This window comes from Polyangium sp. 6x1, from assembly GCF_029946515.1.
Taxonomy (GTDB): Bacteria; Myxococcota_A; Polyangia; order Polyangiales; family Polyangiaceae; genus Polyangium.
Map to the genome: position 1 here is coordinate 60,801 of NZ_JARZHH010000001.1, position 17,241 is coordinate 78,041.

The window sequence follows — 17,241 nt, forward strand, 5'->3', positions numbered from 1 at the left end:
AAGGGCGCGCGCTTGGACCGGCGCGGAGCTCCTGATCCTCGCCCTCCAGAGTGATGTGCCCCTCCCCGCCTACGTGGAGGCAGCGCGGGAGGCCTCGATGTCCGTATCCTGATTGCCGAAGGGCGCACTCAATGAGCCCTGCGGATCCGATGGCTCGTGAGATCGAGGTTCCGAAGGCGCGACCCAGAACAGGCGAGGAGCCCTTGTGTGCCAGCCCCTGTTTGGCGTACCTTGCACGTGCATGCCGAACGAACCGTCGGGCCCCCGCCCCCCGCCTCACCGGCGCTCCATTTACGTCGCGCCGAACCAGAAGGGCCAGGTCATCCGCCTGGTCCCCCGCTACCACTGGTACTCCGCGCTTCTGCCGAGCGAATGCGACATGGTCGAGATCCGGGTGCGTGATTCGTCCGGCGGGGTGGCCGGCGCTCTCGACTTCGGTCCCGGTGGCGTGCAAGTCGGCAGCCGGCGGCGGCTCGATCTCACGCACCTCCCCCCGACGGTCGACCACGAGATCAGCATCGGCACCGAGCATGCGCGGCACGCGCCGAATCTGCGAATGAGGCTCGATGCGCTCTGCGCGGCGTTCATCAGCGGGGACGCGGGCTCCGTTGCCCGGGCCATAACGATTCTCCAGCTCGACGAGGAGTGAGCTCCCAGCATGGACGTCATCGTTCTCATGTCCGCCGATCGAAAGGGAAACATCGTCGGCGGTTGTCGGTTCGAGTTCTCCATCGACGGTGGCAAGACCTTTTCGCCGGCCCAGGCGGACGGGATGAAGTGGTCCTTTGCCGTTCCCTCGGCCAGCCAGCTCGCTTCGATCATCATCCGCGGAACGCCGACGGCACCTCATTACTGGGCAGCCGACGGGGCTTTCAAGGCCGATTCGAACGGCGCGCTCGTCCCGGCCGGGGCGTCGCCGGCTTTCTTCTTCGTCGAGGGGACGTTCGTCATGGAAGGCCCTGCGGGCCCGGAGCGGACCTGGGGGACGCATACCGTCACCGTGATCCTGTTTCATCTGTCCATATTCCGGGACAGGACGCAGGAAACTTTCGAGGCACTCAAGGCGAACGCTGACAAATGGGTAAAGAACGCCGATGGCAAGTGGTTACCGCCGGGAGAGCCGACCTCTTGGTCCACGCCCACGCTCCCCAAGGGTGAATTCAGCGTCGTCACGCCCGAGGTCCTCGGCCCGACAACGACGCTGGTCACGCCGCCGCCCGGGCGGGAGCCCCACCCCCCCTTGGTGGTGCCCCTGCTCAGCTTCACGCGCGGGCGGTATTCACCCCAAACGACCGAATTCATCCTCGAGCGCAAGCAGGAAGGCTCACTGCCCAAAGCCTTTCTGGTGAGCTGGCCCAGATCCTTGCGGCGCACCGTCGACGCAGGCCCCACGCCGTTTCTCGTCTACTTCACGCACCTCCTCAATCAGAATTTCGAAGAGCACAATCCTGACGATTCTTTCCAGGATTACCCATTCGGCTGGAACTACCTGTATGTTTCGCTGTACGCCTACCTCAACTACCGCGATGATCCCCTGAAGACCTACTCACGTGGTCTTCTCTACCAGATCGCAGCCTCGCAAAAACGGCTGGTACTGGTCATACCCGTCGGCGACGCTCGCTTGAAGAACAGTCGTGAGGTTGGCGACTGCATCAACGCTGCTCTCCTGGAGGAGCTGCTCGAGGAGATCCAATCCTTTTGTTTCCGGGCGGCAGGACTATTCCGTTCCCCTGTACAACACGTCGGTCGCGTGGCCCTGGCGTCGTTCAGCTCGGGCAACGAGCAACTCGCCCATTTCCTGGCGCGAGAGGCGAACAAGGCCCACCCGTTTTACAGAAACACGCTGCGCGAGGTCTATTGCTTCGACATGCCACGCCACCGCGTCGCTGCCTTGGCTGCGCACGCAGCGAACTGGGCCTCGGCGGGCGAGAGGCACGAGGAGAAGGTGATCCGCATCTACGGAACGAGCGCCCCCGCCTTCGTCCCCGTTCATCAAGCGCTCCTCGGCAAACCTCCGCCCCGGGACCACGCCTATGTCGCGAGCACGACGCACCGCACGGTCGCAGTGCTGCCCGAGCATTCGTGGCTCCCCGTTCTTCCCGACCCGTACTCGAACTGGGAAGACCTCGCGCAGCAGGTGCACCAGCTCTTCTGTGGCGCGATGCTCACGGACGCGCTGCGGAGGAGTCCGGGGTTTTGATTGGACCAGGTGCGGGCCCGAACGCACAGCGAAACCCGAGATCCGCTGCTCGCGTTTCGGGCCGTGTCACATTCACTGGGTACCAGGGTACGCGGTCCGCACCGATACTGCGCCACCCTTCTCCCATGATGATGATACGCTCACCATCCGAAGATGGCTCGCCGCATTTTCCTTCACTGTAACACGTGATCGTCGCAGTCCACTCGGAAGCGTTGCCGTAGAGGTCACGCACGCCGAACGCGCTCTCATCCAGAGAAAATGCCCCGACCGGCGCGGTGACAGGCCATCCGTCCGATGTATTGAATGCGGGCCACCATCGGATCGGCAAGCGGCGGCTGAACCTCTGGGCACACTCCGGCCCGCAAAGGTTCGCGTGTCGATGGGTGGGCAATTCAGCCCCCCAGGGGTACATCCGCCCATCCGGCCCGCGGGCGGCCATCTCCCACTCTCCCTGCGTCGGCAATCGCCCGCCGAACGAGCGGCAGTAATGCTCAGCCTGTTGCCACGTCACGCAGGTGACGGGGTGGTCCAAGAGCTCCTTCGCGCTGCCGGGATTGCAGAACGGCTTGCGCGGCACATAGATCGTGCCGTTCTTGTGATATTCGGTCGCCTCCGCAGGCGTGCATGCGCGAGCGGGATCGGCGACGCAGGCGCGATAGGCGCGGGCCGTGACCTCGGTCCTGTCGATGCAAAACGACGACGTCTCGAGGGACCGCGGGGTCGGCTCCAAGGTCAGCGTCAGCTTGCCGCCGGGGATGAACACCATTCCCTCGGGGCAGTCTTCGGGCTTCATCTCGGGCCGTGCCTGCTGCGACGCAGCAGCCGCGGGCGGGGGGGAGCTCGCGGCCATGGACGGGGAAGTGGATGGTAAAGCGGAAGCCGAACCCATGGCGTGCGGGCCCTCCGAAATCCGCGCCCGCTCTACCGGCGCACACGCGGCGCAGCTCAGCAGGAGCCCGTAAATCAAGGGGTGCAACGCCCCGCCGCTGCTCGTATCGTCGGTCGCCATGAACCTCGCCTCGGCTCTCTTATCAGCAAATGGGAAGAATCGCAGAACCTTTCGCTCGGATCTCGCCACGCGCGTGACACAGCCAACATCGTAGCGCATGTTCGCGCCGTGGAAGCCCCCCAAGAAGCGATGCTCGTCGCGTGGCGGGAGCGGTGGCTGGAGCTGGTCGGAGTCAGCGCTCCGGGAGGAGACTCGGCGGCACGCGTGCGTCGCATCGGAAGCGGTGCCCGCCGTGGCCATCGGGTAGGATGCTCCACTCGCCGACGGCGCGGGGATCATCGTTTAACTTCTCGCGACGTCGCGCACTGAGCGCCGCAAACGCCTCCTTCATGCCCTGCTGTGCGACGGGATCACGGAGGAGCGCCTGCACACGCGCGAGGTGCTCCGGAATGCCCCATATTGGCATGGCCATCACGTGCGCATTCCACACCGTGATCACGATCGTCAACGCGTTCCTCGCAGCGTCGACCGGCGGGACCGGTCCGAGCTGCGAGAGCAGCGGCTCGCCGAAGTCGAGGATGGTCTCGGAGATCTTTCGGTCAGGGACGACGGCGCCGTGAATAGCCCCCTTGCGTTTTCTTTTGGTCATGTCTCTGCACGCCGTCTACCCCACCCGTAGCCCGAACACCAGGTGCTTCGAGGCCCCGATCGTTTGCCCACGAGCGTAGCGGACCGCACACCCGTTTGCCCCGGGATCGCGACGAGCCAACTTTCCCTTGACAAGCAGTACTGGAAGGTAAAACCTTCGTGGCCAAGGGCGGTCCCGACGCCCGCGCCCGACCGCCTCCCCTCGCGAGGCACCCATTGAGGGCCGAAGGGGAGTCGACGCCTCCGGGGGTATCGGTTCGTCCATCTTTCGATCCGTACGGCGCGAGCGGCGAGGGCCTCGCATGCCGGATCGAGGCGAGGGTGTGACCGTGACCGTGAAGAAGGATCTGAAGCGCATCATTCGGGCCCGCATGGAGGAGAGCGGCAAAACCTACATGTCCGCCCGCAACCAGGTGCTGCGTGATCGAGAGGAAATCCTGGCAACAGGGCTCACCGCATCGACGGCTCTGCTTTCCGTACCGCGTTCCTCCGCAACGTCCAAAACCACAGAGCAAGAAGGGCTGGTCGATGCCGCCATTCTGAAGTTAAACCAGCGGTCGGCCCGCGTGCGCCTGCTGAGAACCGGCGAACAGGTGACGTTGCGCTCCTCCAACATCATGGAGCACGTGCCTGGACAGATCGTGACAGTCGATATCGAGAGGCGCTGGTCGCATCGAGGTCACGCCTACGCGAATGGCGCAGTCGTTGGGGCTCGAATCGATATCCCCGCGCTTCAATTGCCGCCCCTCGGTCTGGAGGACCACGGCGTCATGAATTGCTGCCAGGTGTACGGGCCGGAGCGCTCGCCGGGGCGAGTGGGCGCGCTCTGGCGGAAGGTCACTGCCAAACCACGCCGGTATTTCGAGCTGGAGCAGGTGCTTCCGGGGGTTGACTACGAATCTATGGACTTCGATGATCCCATCGTCGAGGCAAGCGAGCTCAATGAGGCGGGCGCTTCTCTCGAAGCGGAGGAGGTGCTCATGGATCTCCTGCTCCAGGACCTACGTTGCCTCGATGCACACGCGCACCTCGGGAATTTCGCCTTCGATCGATATCCGGAGCATGCACGACTTCATTACGAAGTGGGTGTCCGGATCGGAGAGCAGGCCTTCGGCGCCGGATTTACGGGCATGCTGCCATGGGCCTGCATCGACAATCGGCCTTTCCTGCGGTGCCTGCATGGTTACGGTCTATCGTTTTGGAGGCTCGGGCAGATGACGGATGCAGAACACGTCTTTGAGCGGATGATTTGGCTGAACCCGAACGACAACCAGGGGGCACGGTTCTGCTGGCTGGACGTCAAGGAAGGTCGACCGTGGAGGAGGGACGAGGAGGGGACGCGCTGAACGAGCCTTGCGGGTCGCGCCAAGTGGCGTAGGAAAGCGTCCGAGGCAGAGCCGTCATGCCGCTCCCCAAAGGCACCTCCCTCTTCTACCGCCCCTCCAAGAAACGCTGGGTTCTCAGCTACGCCGACCCCGTCCGCGGCCAGCCGCAGAAGATCCTCCCCAAGGAGATCACACGCCAGCGCGACGCCGAGGCCTGGGCGGCCGAGTGGCTCCGCTCCGAGAACCTGCGCCCGGATCTCGCCCTGACGCAGCGCCGCGAGGAGGGCCTCACCGTCGCTGCCTGCGCTGAGAAATGGATCAGCCTGCGTGCTGGTGACGAGCGCGTCTCTCCCGCGACCTAAACCCCCTCCGCCATTCCCTGACAACCACGGTCTTGTCGGAGGTGGTAAACCTCGGCGGTCATGAGCCCGTGGCGCGTTGCTCTCCTCTCGACGCTTGGCATGTTGACCACGGTGGTTGTGGTTTACAGGCTCACTCCACAGCAAGCTCTTCCCCCCGTACCGGCGACGCCGTCTCCGAACGAAGTCTCCGTCGCCGACGAACGCCCCGTAACCGACAGGCTAGCCGAGCCGCCGGTCGCCGACGAGCTGCCGCTGGCGCCGCAGCCCGTGACCGCCGTACCGAACGCACCCCAGCGCGTCAAAACGCGCCAGCGGACCGCCCAGGCGCCGCTCCCGGCCCCGCCAGTGATCACAACGCCGGCCCCGCAGTCCGTGACCACTGCCCCCAATGTCACGACGCAGCAGCCGACCGCGCCCGCCCCGCCCACAATCCCCCTGGCCGTGGCCACCGCTGCGCGTGCGGACCTCGCCGCGCCCGAGCTGGGGACGCTCGTCGCTGTGGCCGTGGGTGGCTCCTGTGAGTTCTCCGTGGATGGCCAGTCGATTACCTCGAGCTCAACCCTTCGGCTGACGGTTCCTTCGGGCCCGCACGTGGTCGAGTGCGGGGCGCATACCCGGAGCGTCATTGTGAGGACTGGCGAGACGTCGATGGCATGATTCAAGCTGTAAATGGAGGCGGGCCCGCCACGCGTCCCCTTGCTGAGCCTGTCCACCGAGCTGGGCGCAGCTGCACGGTCCCCCGATCAGTTCCCGGCGATGTGGATCTGCTCGCGTGGATAGCCCTCGAAGATCGAGCTCGCGATCTCACGCGGATCCTCGCCGACGTCGATCTCGCGACCCGACAGCCAGATGAGCTCGCCGTCGCGCGTGTACAGCGCGGTGGTCACGTCGACCAACGAGGTTTCCTCGCACACTTGTTCGCCGGTGCCGACGGAGCCGACCGCGACGCCGTTGCGGTCGCGCACGGTGCCCGCGACCTCGCGGCACTCGTACTTCACGGCATAGAGCGTGACGAGCAGCGACTGCTCTTCGTCGGGTAGCATGCTCTGCACCGCGGCTCGGACCGCCGGCGTGCCTTGCCACTCGAGCTCGCGGTCGCTCGTGTAGAGCTCGGAGCACAGCGCCTCGGATGTGGTTCCGCTCGACGGTGCGCCGCTGCCGCCGGCGGTGCGCCACAGCTCCGGCATGACGTTGGTCATCAACTGCGTCCGCGTGCTGCGCGCGCGCTCGACGCCGCGGCGCTCGTGCGGACACTCGAATGGCAACGCGAGGTGCGTCGGCCTGGGCACGGAGGTCTTGCCCTCGCGATACTTGGGGTTGGTGCGCTTCGCGATTTGCGCGGCGTGGAGCCAGCCACAGCCGCTGCTCGCGACGGAGAGGATGAGCAAGAGGATGACGTTGCGGAACATGCACCCTGGTGCACGGACCCGCGAACAGGTCGCACAGATTTTTGGCAGAGCCGGTACCTCCGCGCGCCGCCCGGCTCAGCGAGGCTGCGCCGCGAGCCACGCATCGATCTCGGCCTTGCGGCGAGTCACACCGGGCTGCCCCTCCAGCGCGGCGCGCGCGGCGATCGCCATCGCGCGTGCCTCGGAACGACGCGGCCCAGCCTCGCCCCACAGCGCCTGCGCGAGCGCGAAGCGACTGACGGCGAGCAGGACCGGATCGACGCCCGCGCGCTCGCGGATCCGGACCGCGCGATCGAGCGCTGTCGCCGCCGCGGTCCATCGCTCGCGCGCGAGCTCACACTTACCGAGCGAGGTGAGGCTGAAGCCAAGCTGCGCGTGCTCCGCGCCCAAGGCGCGCTCGCGCAGCTCGGCGGACCGCGCGAACCCGGCGCACGCCTCGGCGAGCTCGCCGCGGTCTTGCTGGATCAGCGCGATGCCCTCGATCGCGAAGCACAACGTGGGGTGCGTCGGGCCGAGGTGTGCCTCGTCGATCGACAGCGCGGCGCGATAGTGCGGAAGCGCCGCCGCGGCGTCGCCCTTGGCGCGCAGCAGGTTGGCGAGCGAGACGTGGGCGTTGCCGGTCAGGTGGTGTGTGGATCCGAGGCTCCGCTCTCGAATCGCCAGCGCCCGCTCGAACAGCGCTTGGGCTTCGTCATAGGCGACGGTGCTCTTCTTGACGCTCCCGAGGTTGATCAGCGGCACGGCGATCATCGGGTGCTCGGGGCCGAGCGCGTGCTCGAGCGTGGACAACGCCTGTGTCAGGTAGGGCACGGCCTCGGCGTACTCGCCGGCTTCCTTGTGCAGCCAGCCGAGCGCGTTGAGCACCTGCCCGACCCGATAGTCGCGGTCGCCAACCTCGGCGCGCCACAGCGCGAGCGCTCGCTGCTGGTGCTCCTCCGCTTCGGCGCGCTTGTCCATGTCGCCGTAGATCAGGCCGAGCGTGTACGAAAGCTCGGCCTCGAGCCGGCGGTTCACGCCGACGCGCGTGATCGCGGCCTGCGCGGCGGCGCCGAGCTCGAGGCCGCGGCCGTGCTCGGCGCGCTCGCGACCGACGACGCGCGCCAGCGCGATCCATACCTGCGCGGCGAGGCGATCGTCGTGCGCCATCGCCGCGAGGGGGATCACCTCGCGCAGCGTGGCTTCCCCATCGGCGAGCCGCCCCGCGCCCACCTCGAGGCGTCCGCGCGCGTAGAGTGCTTGCCCGAGCAGCTGCGGATCGTCGATCGCGCGTGCCGAGGCGGCGGCGGGCCCGGCGATCGCGAGGCCATCGTGGAAGCGACCCGACGCGTGCAGCGCCTCGCCGTGCGCAACCGCCTCGACGACGGGCGTCGCAGTAGGTGGCAGCGGGCGCGAAGCTTGCGGGTCATCACAATCGGCGAGCGCCGGCAGCTCCGCGACGATCTCCACCGCGTGCTCGCGCGTGTCGTCGGTGGCGGGCCCCGCGAGCACGTCGACCGCCGCGCGCAACGCGATCAACCGGCGTTCGAGGCAGCCGGCTTTGAGATCGAGCAGCCGCGCCGATTGCTCGCCGCGCGCCGTCGCCTGACACGATCGCTGGTGCCGCTGGCGCCACGCCGCGGCGTACGCATCGAGCTCTTCGATCGCCCGTGTCGCGGTCGCGACGAACGGCTTGCCACCACTCGCGAGGCTTTCGCGCACGCGCTCGCGCTGCACCGGGTTCCAGACCGGTGCGAGCAGCGCCTCGCCACCATCGCACGTAGGCGCGGGATCGCCGCTCCACGCGACGGCGGCGAGCACGGCCGCTGCACCCGCGGCGGTGACGACCACCGGCACCGGCCAGCGGCGCCTGCGCGGTGCGAGCTGCGCGAGCAGCGCCGGCATCGACGGCCACCGCGCTTCGGGCGCGACCGACAGCCCGCGCAGCAGCGCGCGCCGCACGCGAGAGCTCACGTGCCGCGCGTGCGGCGGCGTGGTCACGCGACCCGCGAGCACGGCCTCGGCAATCTCCGGCCACGTCTCCCCGGCGAAGGGCCGCACGCCGAACAGCGCCTCGTACACCAGGACGCAGAACGCGAACTGATCGGTCGCCGGCGTGGTGCGCCGGCCTTGATGCTGCTCGGGCGCCATGTACGCCGGCGTACCCGCGATCTGGGTGCGCTCGCCGCCGCTCGCATGCGAGCGCGCGAGGCCAAAGTCGGTCACCAGCACGCGACCGTCGCGGCTGCACATGATGTTCTGCGGCTTGACGTCGCGATGCACGAGGCCGACGCGATGGGCCGCATCGAGGCCGCGCCCGGCCTCGACACACGCGGCGAGGATGTCGTCGACGGAGCGCGGCGCGGCGCTCAGCCACGCGTCGAACGTGAGGCCGTCGACGTACTCCATCGCGAGGAACAGCTGCTCGCCGAACGTCCCGACGTCGTAGACGCGCACCACGTTGGGGTGGGTCAGGCGGGCCATCGCGCGCGCTTCCTGCCGCACCTGCGCGCTGACCTCGTGACCTTTGACCCACTCGTCGGGCCGCACGATCTTGAGCGCGACCTCACGATCGAGCTCGACGTCGCGCGCGCGAAACACCACGCCCATGCCACCCTGCGCGATCCGCTCGCATGCCTCGTAGCGCTCCGCGAAGCGCGGCTCGGCGGACGGCGGCGCATCCGGCTCCGGCTCGACGCGCGGCGTGTCGCCGACGATCGACGAGAACGCGCCGATGCGCGTGAGATCCGAGACCACGCGGCGGCATCCGGCGCAGGCATCCAGGTGCGCGTCGATCTCGGCGATCTGCGCGCTCGACAGCACGCCGGCGACGCGCTCCACGGCGGTGTTGTCGTCGAGACAGCGCCGGGCGTCGAGCACGCGTCACCCTACCGAGGCTCTTTCGCCCTGGCGATTCTTTTCGCTATGCTTCGCCGTCGATGAGCTCGGCGCTGCGCGAGACGGCCGCACGCATGCTGCGCGAAGGCCACGCGCAGTGGCCCGGCGTCGCCGTCGATCACGCTCGCTTCGAGCCGTTCCTTGCGGCCAAGCTCGCCGACGGCGCCGATCCGAGCGCGCTGTACGGGGCCGATCTCGTCCTCGCGTGCGCGTGCCTCGCGGGTGACCCCGCCGCAGTCGCGCACTTCACGCGCGTCTACGTCCCCGATCTGCGCGCGGCGCTCGGCTACCTGCGCAACTCGGGCGGGGTCATCGACGACACCGTGCAGCAGGTGCTCGAGCTGCTGTTCGCGGGGGCGAGCCCGCACGTCGCGACCTACGCCGGGCGCGGCCCGCTGCGCGGCTGGGTGCGCGCGATCGGCGTGCGCATCGCTGCCCGGAGCGCCCGTGCAGCAGGCGCGCCGGCGGCGGCCGCCGACGAGCTCGTCGCCGTCCCCGACGTCGGCGACGATCCCGAGCTGCGCCACCTCAAGGCGCTGTACCGCCCGACGTTCCAGCGCGCGTTCCACGACGCGCTCGCCGCGCTGCCCGCGCGTGCACGCACGTTGCTCGGCCAGCGCTACCTCGACGGCCTCAACATCGACGAGCTCGCAGCGCTCTATCGCGTTCACCGCGCGACGTGCGCGCGCTGGCTCGCCGATGCGCGCGACGAGCTGTTCACAGGCACACGAAAGCGGCTGCTCGCGGCGCTCGGCGCCTCGCCCGACGACGTCGACAGCATCCTGCGGCTCGTGCAGAGCGACGTGGACCTCAGCTTGCGCAGGATCTTGGCCGCTAGCCCGCTGTGATCCGTCGACGATGGGCAGCCGCAGCTTGCCCTCCGCGACCACCGGCGTGGCCGCGGCGTGCTTTTGCGTGCGGCCTCCTCCCTCGCATTCGAGGGCAGGAGCTAGTGCATTAGGGCCCGAAATAGATCGAAACTGGGTCCAGAACGTCATCTCGCTGAAGCTCGCGGTCGATGACCGGCGCGCTCACGAAGGGCACCGAAGGGAACGAACTCATGCTTGCCGAGAGAATCCTGATTCTGTTCGCCGTTGGCCTTACTGCATGCCAAAGCTCACCCGCGCCGGTCCCGAGTGAATCTCCCAAGAGCTCCGTAACCGAGGCGCCCGCAGTGAAACCGAACGCCGCGGCGACCGAGTCGCCGGGCGTGAAGCCGAGCACGACCGCGCAGCACTCTGGCCTCTACCCGGTTCGCCAGATGAGCGCAGACGCGAAGACGCTCGTCCCCAACGAGGGAGACCATGTCGTCAATCTCCAGGGAATCGACGGCACGTGGTACATGCTCGGCGTGCGCGAAGGCGTTCCGTTTTCGCACGCAGCCAAGATCACGAAGGATGCCCCTCGCGGGGGGACCCACTACGATCTGCAACTCGACGACGCTGGCACGAAGCGGCTGACCGAGCTGACGAAAGCTCAGGTCGGCAAACGAATCGCCGTCGTCGTGAACGACGTCGTCGTCATCGCGCCCGAGACGAAAGAGCCGATTCAATCAGGGCAATTGAAGGTCTCCTGCGCGGCCATGGAAACGCGATGCTACGAGGCGATGGAATCACTCCTTCGCACCAAGGGCGGCCCAACGACCCCCCAATAGTCGTCCAGTCTGCTGCACGTAGCGCTGCGTGGTGGACAGGTTCGTGTGACCCGCCATCCGCTGCACGACGTGCGCGGGGATACCCACCCGCAACCACATCGTGATCGCGTAGTGCCGCAAACAATAGACCGACCACCCCCGACCCCGACCTTCCGCCGCCCCCTCTCAAACGCCTGCACAATCCCGTACTGCCCCCACGCCCTCCCCCGCTCATTCAGCGCCACAAAGTCCTCCCGCCCCGCCCCCGCCGCCCCCTCGCCCCCCGCACGCTCACGAACCCGCCCACGACCCCCCTCCCGCCGTAGCCGCACATCCCGCCACCGTAGCGCCTGCACCTCCGTTCGGCCGCAGCCCCGCGTACGCCATCAACGCGAAGCTCATCCGATTCCGCTCGCTCGCGGCCGCGAGGATCCGCTCGACCCCCACGTCCGACGGAATCTCCAGAATGCTCTGCCCCACCGCCTTGGGCCGCGGCATCCCCTCGGGCATCGCGCGCAGATACTTCCGCGCCACCGCGAATCGCAGCACCGACCGGATCACCACCTGCACTTTGTAACCGAATCTAGGTCAAACAATGTCCGGAGAACCGGCTTTTCATGTGCCGCGTGCGCCATGGACGGTGCTATCCTATCGATACCTCGCGCGCCCCCCCGTTCTGGATGGCGCATGACCGCGCTGGTTGTCATGCGCGTCGGCGCCGCGGGATGATCTCATGAGGTGATCCATGTCCCAAAGCCCTCATATCAAGCAAAAGTTCGAGATCCACGAGCTCGTTGCCAGGTTCGCCGATCTCGTGAACCGCAAGGCGATGAATGAAATGCACCACCTCCTCACGCCGAACGCGGTGCTCGACATCCCCGGCCATCACGTCGCCGGCCGTGACAACATCGTCACGTTCCTGGCCGACATCCTGAACAAGTGGAGCACCATCATTCAGGCGGTCCACTCCGGCACCGTCGAGCTCGTTCCGGAGACGCACCCCCAGCGGGCCACGGGGCGCTGGTACCTGAGCGAGTTCGGCGTGCTGGAGGGCGTCGACACCAACGTGGGCGGCGTCTACAGCGATGAGTACGTGCGGACGGCGAGCGGATTCCGGTTCACCCGGCGTCGGTTCGATCTCCTTTACATGCGCTCCGGGACGAGCGTCACGGCCCAGCCGTTCCCCTCCGACCTGCCCTGAAGAGCCTGCCGAGCGCCGGCATCGAGCCATTGCGCCGCGTATGTCGAGCGGGTTGGGCGCGGATACATGAGGGAAGCGAAAAACCTCTCGCGCTGAAGCGTCACGCGGTCAGGTGGCTGTGACGCGCGAGGCAATCGACGAGCGCGACCTTCCCGACCGCGACCTCGCCGAAGTTCGGCAGTAGCGTCCCCTCGAGCAGCACCGCATCCCCTTGCTACTGGGAATCACCCATGCTCTGCCAGGGGACGGCTTGCCCGCAGGTGCGTTCCACCCCCGTCGGAAACGATGGAGATCAAGGTGTCGCCCCCGTCCCTCGCAGGCTGGGGACGCACGCGCTCCAGGGGGTCAACGATAAGGCCCCCGGGTGCGTTCTACCTCGGATTTGATCGCATAGCCGAACGTGCGCTTCGCCTCGTTCAGGAGCCACTCGATCCGCTCGGGGTCGGCCCCTTTCGCGAAAACGATCTTGCGGACCTCGCGCTCCGTCTGCACGCGCAGAAAATACCCGCGCCGCAAGGCCGATACAAGCACGTAAATTCCCAGACCCGCGAAGGCGCAGCCCGTCGGGAGCAGTTTCGGTATGACGCCGCCATCCACGAGCCACCAAAACAAATACCAGGCGCAGCCGATCCCGATGCCAATGCACACGAGCCCGAAGAGGATCTGGGCCGGCAGACGCTCGCTGACAGTGCCCCAAGACAGGGAGACGCTTTTGATATCGGCGCGGGGGATTCCCTCAGCGCGGCCCCGCGGCCCTCTCGGCCGCGCTGCGGATCACGGGATCGTCGTGGCGTAGCAGCCGATCGAGGCGCGCGCGCTGGTAGCCGCCCGGGCGGCCGCCGTAGAGGAATGCGACCGCGGCGAGCCCGCGCAGCACCTCTGCACGCTTCGCCGAGTCCAGGAGCCCGGCGAGGCGGCTGTCCACCGTCGGGAGGCGGCCAACGTTCACGATCTGGGACGCGAGCGACGCGCTCCGCGGTCCCTCCACGAGCAAGGCGCGGAGCGACGTCTCGGGATCGAAGCGATAACGTACCCGCGCGTCGGCTCCGGCCCACGTCGCCCTGAGCGGCTCGACGGCGTCGCGGCTCGGCTGGATCGAGGCCGCGACGACATGGAGCCCGCAATCGTGCAAGCAGTTGTCGATGTCGTGGAAGCTCGAGTCCGCCGCTGCCACGAGGCGCGCCTCGCGCTCACGATCGGGCGGCGTGCGTATCGCGCGCTCGAAGACGTCGGACGGCATCTCGCCCTCGGCGGCGGGCGCGGCGACCGCGGGCGCGACGGCCGCGGGTGCGACGGCCGCGGGCGTGATCCACGTCAAGAACTTCGCGAGCAGCTTCCGCGTCGTGCCGTCGTCGAAGCGCACCGCGATCATTTTTCGATCGCCGTCGTTCTCCTCCGCGATCACGTCCCCTTCGCCGAATTTCGTGTGCCGCACGCGCGGGCGCGCCGGCTCGGCGACGGCGATCCCTCGCTCGCGCAGCGTCCCGATCCGGACCTCGAGCGCGGCGAATTCGTAGACGAGGGCGTCGAAATGCTCGTTGCCGAAATAGCCGGTGGCGCTCACGTCGGCCTCGTGAATGAGCGTCGCCCACGCGCGCTCTCGCCACGCCCAGATCTCGCCGCGCTCCTCGAGCAGGCGGTCGGTGATCGTCGTGCACGTTTCGTAGCCCTCGTCTTCGTCGGGGATCGGGCGCTCCCCATCCGCCGCGAGGCTGATGACGTCGGGTAGCGAGCCGATCTCCTTCGAGGTCAGCGCGCGATCGAGGCGATACGTCATCGGCGCGGCCCAGGCGACGACCGGCCGATGCTCTCGCGCGTGTTTGCCATCGAGAAACGCGAGGCAAGGACGGACGACGAACGACAAACCCATTTCGCGCAGGAGTTCGGCGAGGGCGCGATCGACGCCGCGGAGCGTATCCTCCGAAATGCCGCCCGCGTCGCTGCGACGGCGCGGCAGGATCACACGCCGCGCGCAGGGGATCACGAGGGCGCCGCCGGCAGGGAGAATCTCGCGATCGCCGAGGCCGCGGACGAGCACCTCGCGGACCTTCGCGACGCGCTCGACGTCGCGAGCACGCGCCCCGCCGCGGAGCGATAGGGCGTAGGTGAGCGTCACGCGGTATCCGCTGGTGACACGCTCGATCTCGTGCTCGACGTCGCCGGGGAACGCGACCCACCGGAGCGATCCGTCGGGCACGCCTCCCCACGCGATCTTCTTCTCCGTCGCGCCGTCGCGCACGATCATCGCGCCGCCTCCGTGCGTGATCGGTAGGCCGACGACGAGCGTGCCGACCATCTCGGCCTCGCGCGGCGTGTCGCGGTGCGCGGCGAAACGGCCGCCGGGCGGGTAGACGAGGACGTCGGTGAGCGTGGCCGCAAGCTGCTCGCCAGGGGAGAGCGCGCGCTCGATGGCGTCGAGCAGCCCGCCGTCCCTCGGGTCGAAGCCGCCCACCTCGACCTGGCCGCGCGCGATCAGGCGCAACCCATTGCGGACCTCGGGGTCGACCCGCGTCTTCGCGCCGTCGCCGAAGGGCGCAGGCTCGGCGTGCGCGAGCAGGGCGTCGACGAACGCGCGATGCTCGTCCTCGGTACGGCCCACCGAGACGACCGGCCCGCCCGGGATGCGCAGCGAGACGGGCGCGGGCAACGTCCACGAGCCGCTCACGAGCAGTGGTTCGGTCACGGCGTCGAGCGCCGCGGCGAGCGCCTTGCCAAACTCCGTCGCAGGATCCATCACGGGGCGAAGATCGCCGCCCCCGAAGATGACTCCTGCCCGGCTCACCCTTCTTTCGCTCATCGGCGCCACGTGTCAGGCTCCGTGCTCAGAATGCCTGGCTCTGCGGCTTTTCACCCTCGGTCTTTTTGCGGAACACCAGGTAGCTGTGACGGGATTCCTTCCTTATTGACCCTCGGTACTCCACGTTCGCCGACGTGTTGACGAGCACGACCTCGCCGCCGAGGGCGCACGCCTCGGGCTTGAGCAGCGAGAGGATCCGTGGGTCGTTCGGCGCTTCGCCGATCTCGCCCTGGACGTTGACCGTGCCCACGGCGTCGTAGCTGGAGAGGAGCTCCTGGGTCATGATGCCCGTGCGCAGCTCGAGCGCGCAGTCCGCTGGCCGCGGCGGAAACACCCCGCCCATGCGCACGGTGGACACAGGGTTGCTCGAACACGCGAGCATCGCCGGAAGGAGCACGAGGAGCCACGCTTTTGTCATGTGTGGCCTCTAGCAACGTGTGCGCGTTGCGGTCAACGATGAATTTCACGAGGAGATCACGGTGGCGCAAACGGCGGGATGAATGGCGCAATGGATCAGGCGGCCGCCCCGTGAACAGGCGCGGCGACACCTCAGAACGTATACAGAAGCGAGCTGGCGCCGGTCGCAACGGGAACCAGGTGTTCCCAAGGCGAGAGCCCAAAGAAATCAAAGTGGGCGCCAACCAGCGGTAACACGACCTCGACGTCCACGCGTGCCGTCAGGTGTGATGAGAGCGGAAACTCCAGCGCGGTGCGCGCCCCCGTGCCGAAGAAACCACCAGCACCCCTCCATGCATAGTCCCTGCTCGACACCGCCGTACCCACGATCCCACCCGTGACCAACAAGCAGCCAGTTGCCGAACGGATACATCTCAAGCGACCCCGCCGAGGACCTGGACGAGGCGTGGCCGTCAGCCGTGGATTCGGATTCGCTTGGCCACGAGATCGATGAACGCGACCACCTTCGGCGAAAGCTGGCGCGTCGTCGGGTAGAGCGCGTGCACGGGCACGGGGGCGGGCGTGCCCCACTCGGGGAGCAGACGACGCAAATGTCCTTTGCGAAGGCCGTCCGTATAGAGGTGCTCGGGGAGCCAAGCGATCCCGACACCCGCGAGGACGGCCTCGCGAATGAGCTCCTGGTCGTTCGCGGTCAGCCGCGGCGTGATACGAACCTCGGACCGCTTGCCGCCGGATTCGAAGACCCAGACGTTTGGCGTCGCGTTGATACCAAAGGCGACGCAGGTGTGCTTCTGAAGATCGGACGGGGTCTGCGGCGTGCCGTGTCGCTTGCAATAACTCGGCGCCGCCACGAGGGCGGTCTTCGCCGTGCCGAGGTGACGTGCGACCAGCATCGAGTCCTGGAGCGGCCCGGCCCGGATGGCCATGTCGAAGCGCTCCTCGACGAGGTCGACCCTGCGGTCGGTGCAGACCATTTCGATTTGAACGTCTGCATGCCGCTCCAAGAACTCGGCGACGATGGGCCCCAGCATGTCGAACCCGAGCGGCACCGTCACGCGCAGCAGGCCGCGGGGGGTCGCTTGCAAGCGACCGACCGCCTGCTCGGCCTCCTCGATTTCGCCGAGGAGGGACGCGGTGCGCTCGTAATAGATACGCCCTGCATCCGTGAGGCTGAGCTTGCGGGTCGTGCGCTGCAGCAGCCGCGCGCCCATCCGTTCCTCCAAATCCGATACCTTGCGGCTCACCGTCGATTTCGGCATGCCCAGGTGCCGCGCCGCCGCGCTGAAGCTGCCGGCCTGCACGACGCGCACGAAGACGAGGATCTGGTTCAGGTCCATGTCGTTCCGGAGGTGGAACGGTCCTACCCGGAATCCCCCCCTAGTGCAAGGGGAGGAACACCGGCATGGTCCGCACGCGTCTTCGACGA

Annotated in this window: 17 protein-coding genes; 8 read left to right on the forward strand and 9 right to left on the reverse strand. The window is 67.8% G+C overall.

What is annotated here, in order from left to right; translation table 11 throughout:
• The first annotated feature begins 241 nt into the window (after nt 1-241).
• Together QHF85_RS00230 and QHF85_RS00235 are read left to right on the forward strand one after the other, a co-directional pair.
• Nucleotides 242-649, forward strand: coding sequence for a hypothetical protein (locus QHF85_RS00230; protein ID WP_281324947.1), 408 nt, complete (start codon nt 242-244; stop codon nt 647-649).
• Between the two features lie 9 nt (nt 650-658).
• Nucleotides 659-2,200 (forward strand): hypothetical protein, encoded by a 1,542-nt coding sequence (locus QHF85_RS00235; RefSeq protein WP_281324948.1) that lies wholly within the window; start codon nt 659-661, stop codon nt 2,198-2,200.
• On the opposite strand, the gene QHF85_RS00240 is transcribed toward QHF85_RS00235, so the two are convergent.
• Complete coding sequence (locus QHF85_RS00240; RefSeq protein WP_281324949.1) at nt 2,166-2,993, reverse strand: SUMF1/EgtB/PvdO family nonheme iron enzyme; 828 nt, start codon at nt 2,991-2,993, stop codon at nt 2,166-2,168. The two genes, QHF85_RS00235 and QHF85_RS00240, sit on opposite strands and share 35 nt — an antisense overlap.
• A 388-nt stretch (nt 2,994-3,381) precedes the next feature.
• On the reverse strand, nt 3,382-3,798 hold the full coding sequence (locus QHF85_RS00245; RefSeq protein ID WP_281324950.1) for a hypothetical protein: 417 nt from the start codon (nt 3,796-3,798) through the stop codon (nt 3,382-3,384).
• A gap of 328 nt (nt 3,799-4,126) precedes the next feature.
• On the opposite strand from QHF85_RS00245, the gene QHF85_RS00250 reads away from it, so the two are divergent.
• From QHF85_RS00250 to QHF85_RS00260, 3 genes are read left to right on the forward strand one after another with little or no spacing between them, the layout of a single operon-like run.
• Nucleotides 4,127-5,143: a hypothetical protein gene (locus QHF85_RS00250; protein WP_281324951.1), complete on the forward strand. Its 1,017-nt coding sequence runs from the start codon at nt 4,127-4,129 to the stop codon at nt 5,141-5,143.
• A gap of 56 nt (nt 5,144-5,199) precedes the next feature.
• Complete coding sequence (locus tag QHF85_RS00255; RefSeq protein WP_281324952.1) at nt 5,200-5,484, forward strand: hypothetical protein; 285 nt, start codon at nt 5,200-5,202, stop codon at nt 5,482-5,484.
• A gap of 60 nt (nt 5,485-5,544) precedes the next feature.
• Nucleotides 5,545-6,141 (forward strand): hypothetical protein, encoded by a 597-nt coding sequence (locus tag QHF85_RS00260; protein ID WP_281324953.1) that lies wholly within the window; start codon nt 5,545-5,547, stop codon nt 6,139-6,141.
• A gap of 86 nt (nt 6,142-6,227) precedes the next feature.
• Here QHF85_RS00260 and QHF85_RS00265 read toward each other — a convergent pair whose 3' ends face one another.
• Entirely contained in the window at nt 6,228-6,893 is a 666-nt protein-coding gene (locus tag QHF85_RS00265; protein ID WP_281324954.1) for a hypothetical protein, read from the reverse strand.
• Nucleotides 6,894-6,968: 75 nt separating this feature from the next.
• A complete protein-coding gene (locus QHF85_RS00270; RefSeq protein ID WP_281324955.1) occupies nt 6,969-9,749 on the reverse strand; it encodes a serine/threonine-protein kinase in 2,781 nt (926 codons plus the stop codon).
• Nucleotides 9,750-9,808: 59 nt separating this feature from the next.
• Between QHF85_RS00270 and QHF85_RS00275 the strand changes: the two genes are divergently transcribed.
• Together QHF85_RS00275 and QHF85_RS00280 are read left to right on the forward strand one after the other, a co-directional pair.
• Entirely contained in the window at nt 9,809-10,615 is an 807-nt protein-coding gene (locus tag QHF85_RS00275) for a sigma factor-like helix-turn-helix DNA-binding protein (RefSeq protein ID WP_281324956.1), read from the forward strand.
• 170 nt (nt 10,616-10,785) lie between these two features.
• Nucleotides 10,786-11,421, forward strand: coding sequence for a hypothetical protein (locus QHF85_RS00280; RefSeq protein ID WP_281324957.1), 636 nt, complete (start codon nt 10,786-10,788; stop codon nt 11,419-11,421).
• Nucleotides 11,422-11,691: 270 nt separating this feature from the next.
• Here the strand turns inward: QHF85_RS00280 and QHF85_RS00285 are convergent, their stop codons facing one another.
• On the reverse strand, nt 11,692-11,964 hold the full coding sequence (locus QHF85_RS00285) for a hypothetical protein (protein ID WP_281324958.1): 273 nt from the start codon (nt 11,962-11,964) through the stop codon (nt 11,692-11,694).
• A 181-nt stretch (nt 11,965-12,145) separates the two neighbouring features.
• On the opposite strand from QHF85_RS00285, the gene QHF85_RS00290 reads away from it, so the two are divergent.
• Nucleotides 12,146-12,601: a nuclear transport factor 2 family protein gene (locus tag QHF85_RS00290; protein WP_281324959.1), complete on the forward strand. Its 456-nt coding sequence runs from the start codon at nt 12,146-12,148 to the stop codon at nt 12,599-12,601.
• A 345-nt stretch (nt 12,602-12,946) separates the two neighbouring features.
• Here the strand turns inward: QHF85_RS00290 and QHF85_RS00295 are convergent, their stop codons facing one another.
• The 4 genes from QHF85_RS00295 to QHF85_RS00310 form a co-directional block, all read right to left on the reverse strand.
• On the reverse strand, nt 12,947-13,132 hold the full coding sequence (locus QHF85_RS00295) for a hypothetical protein (protein ID WP_281324960.1): 186 nt from the start codon (nt 13,130-13,132) through the stop codon (nt 12,947-12,949).
• 205 nt (nt 13,133-13,337) lie between these two features.
• Entirely contained in the window at nt 13,338-15,398 is a 2,061-nt protein-coding gene (locus QHF85_RS00300; protein ID WP_281324961.1) for a 2OG-Fe(II) oxygenase, read from the reverse strand.
• 25 nt (nt 15,399-15,423) lie between these two features.
• On the reverse strand, nt 15,424-15,816 hold the full coding sequence (locus tag QHF85_RS00305) for a hypothetical protein (RefSeq protein ID WP_281324962.1): 393 nt from the start codon (nt 15,814-15,816) through the stop codon (nt 15,424-15,426).
• 451 nt (nt 15,817-16,267) lie between these two features.
• Entirely contained in the window at nt 16,268-17,152 is an 885-nt protein-coding gene (locus tag QHF85_RS00310; RefSeq protein WP_281324963.1) for a LysR family transcriptional regulator, read from the reverse strand.
• Between the last annotated feature and the right edge of the window lie 89 nt (nt 17,153-17,241).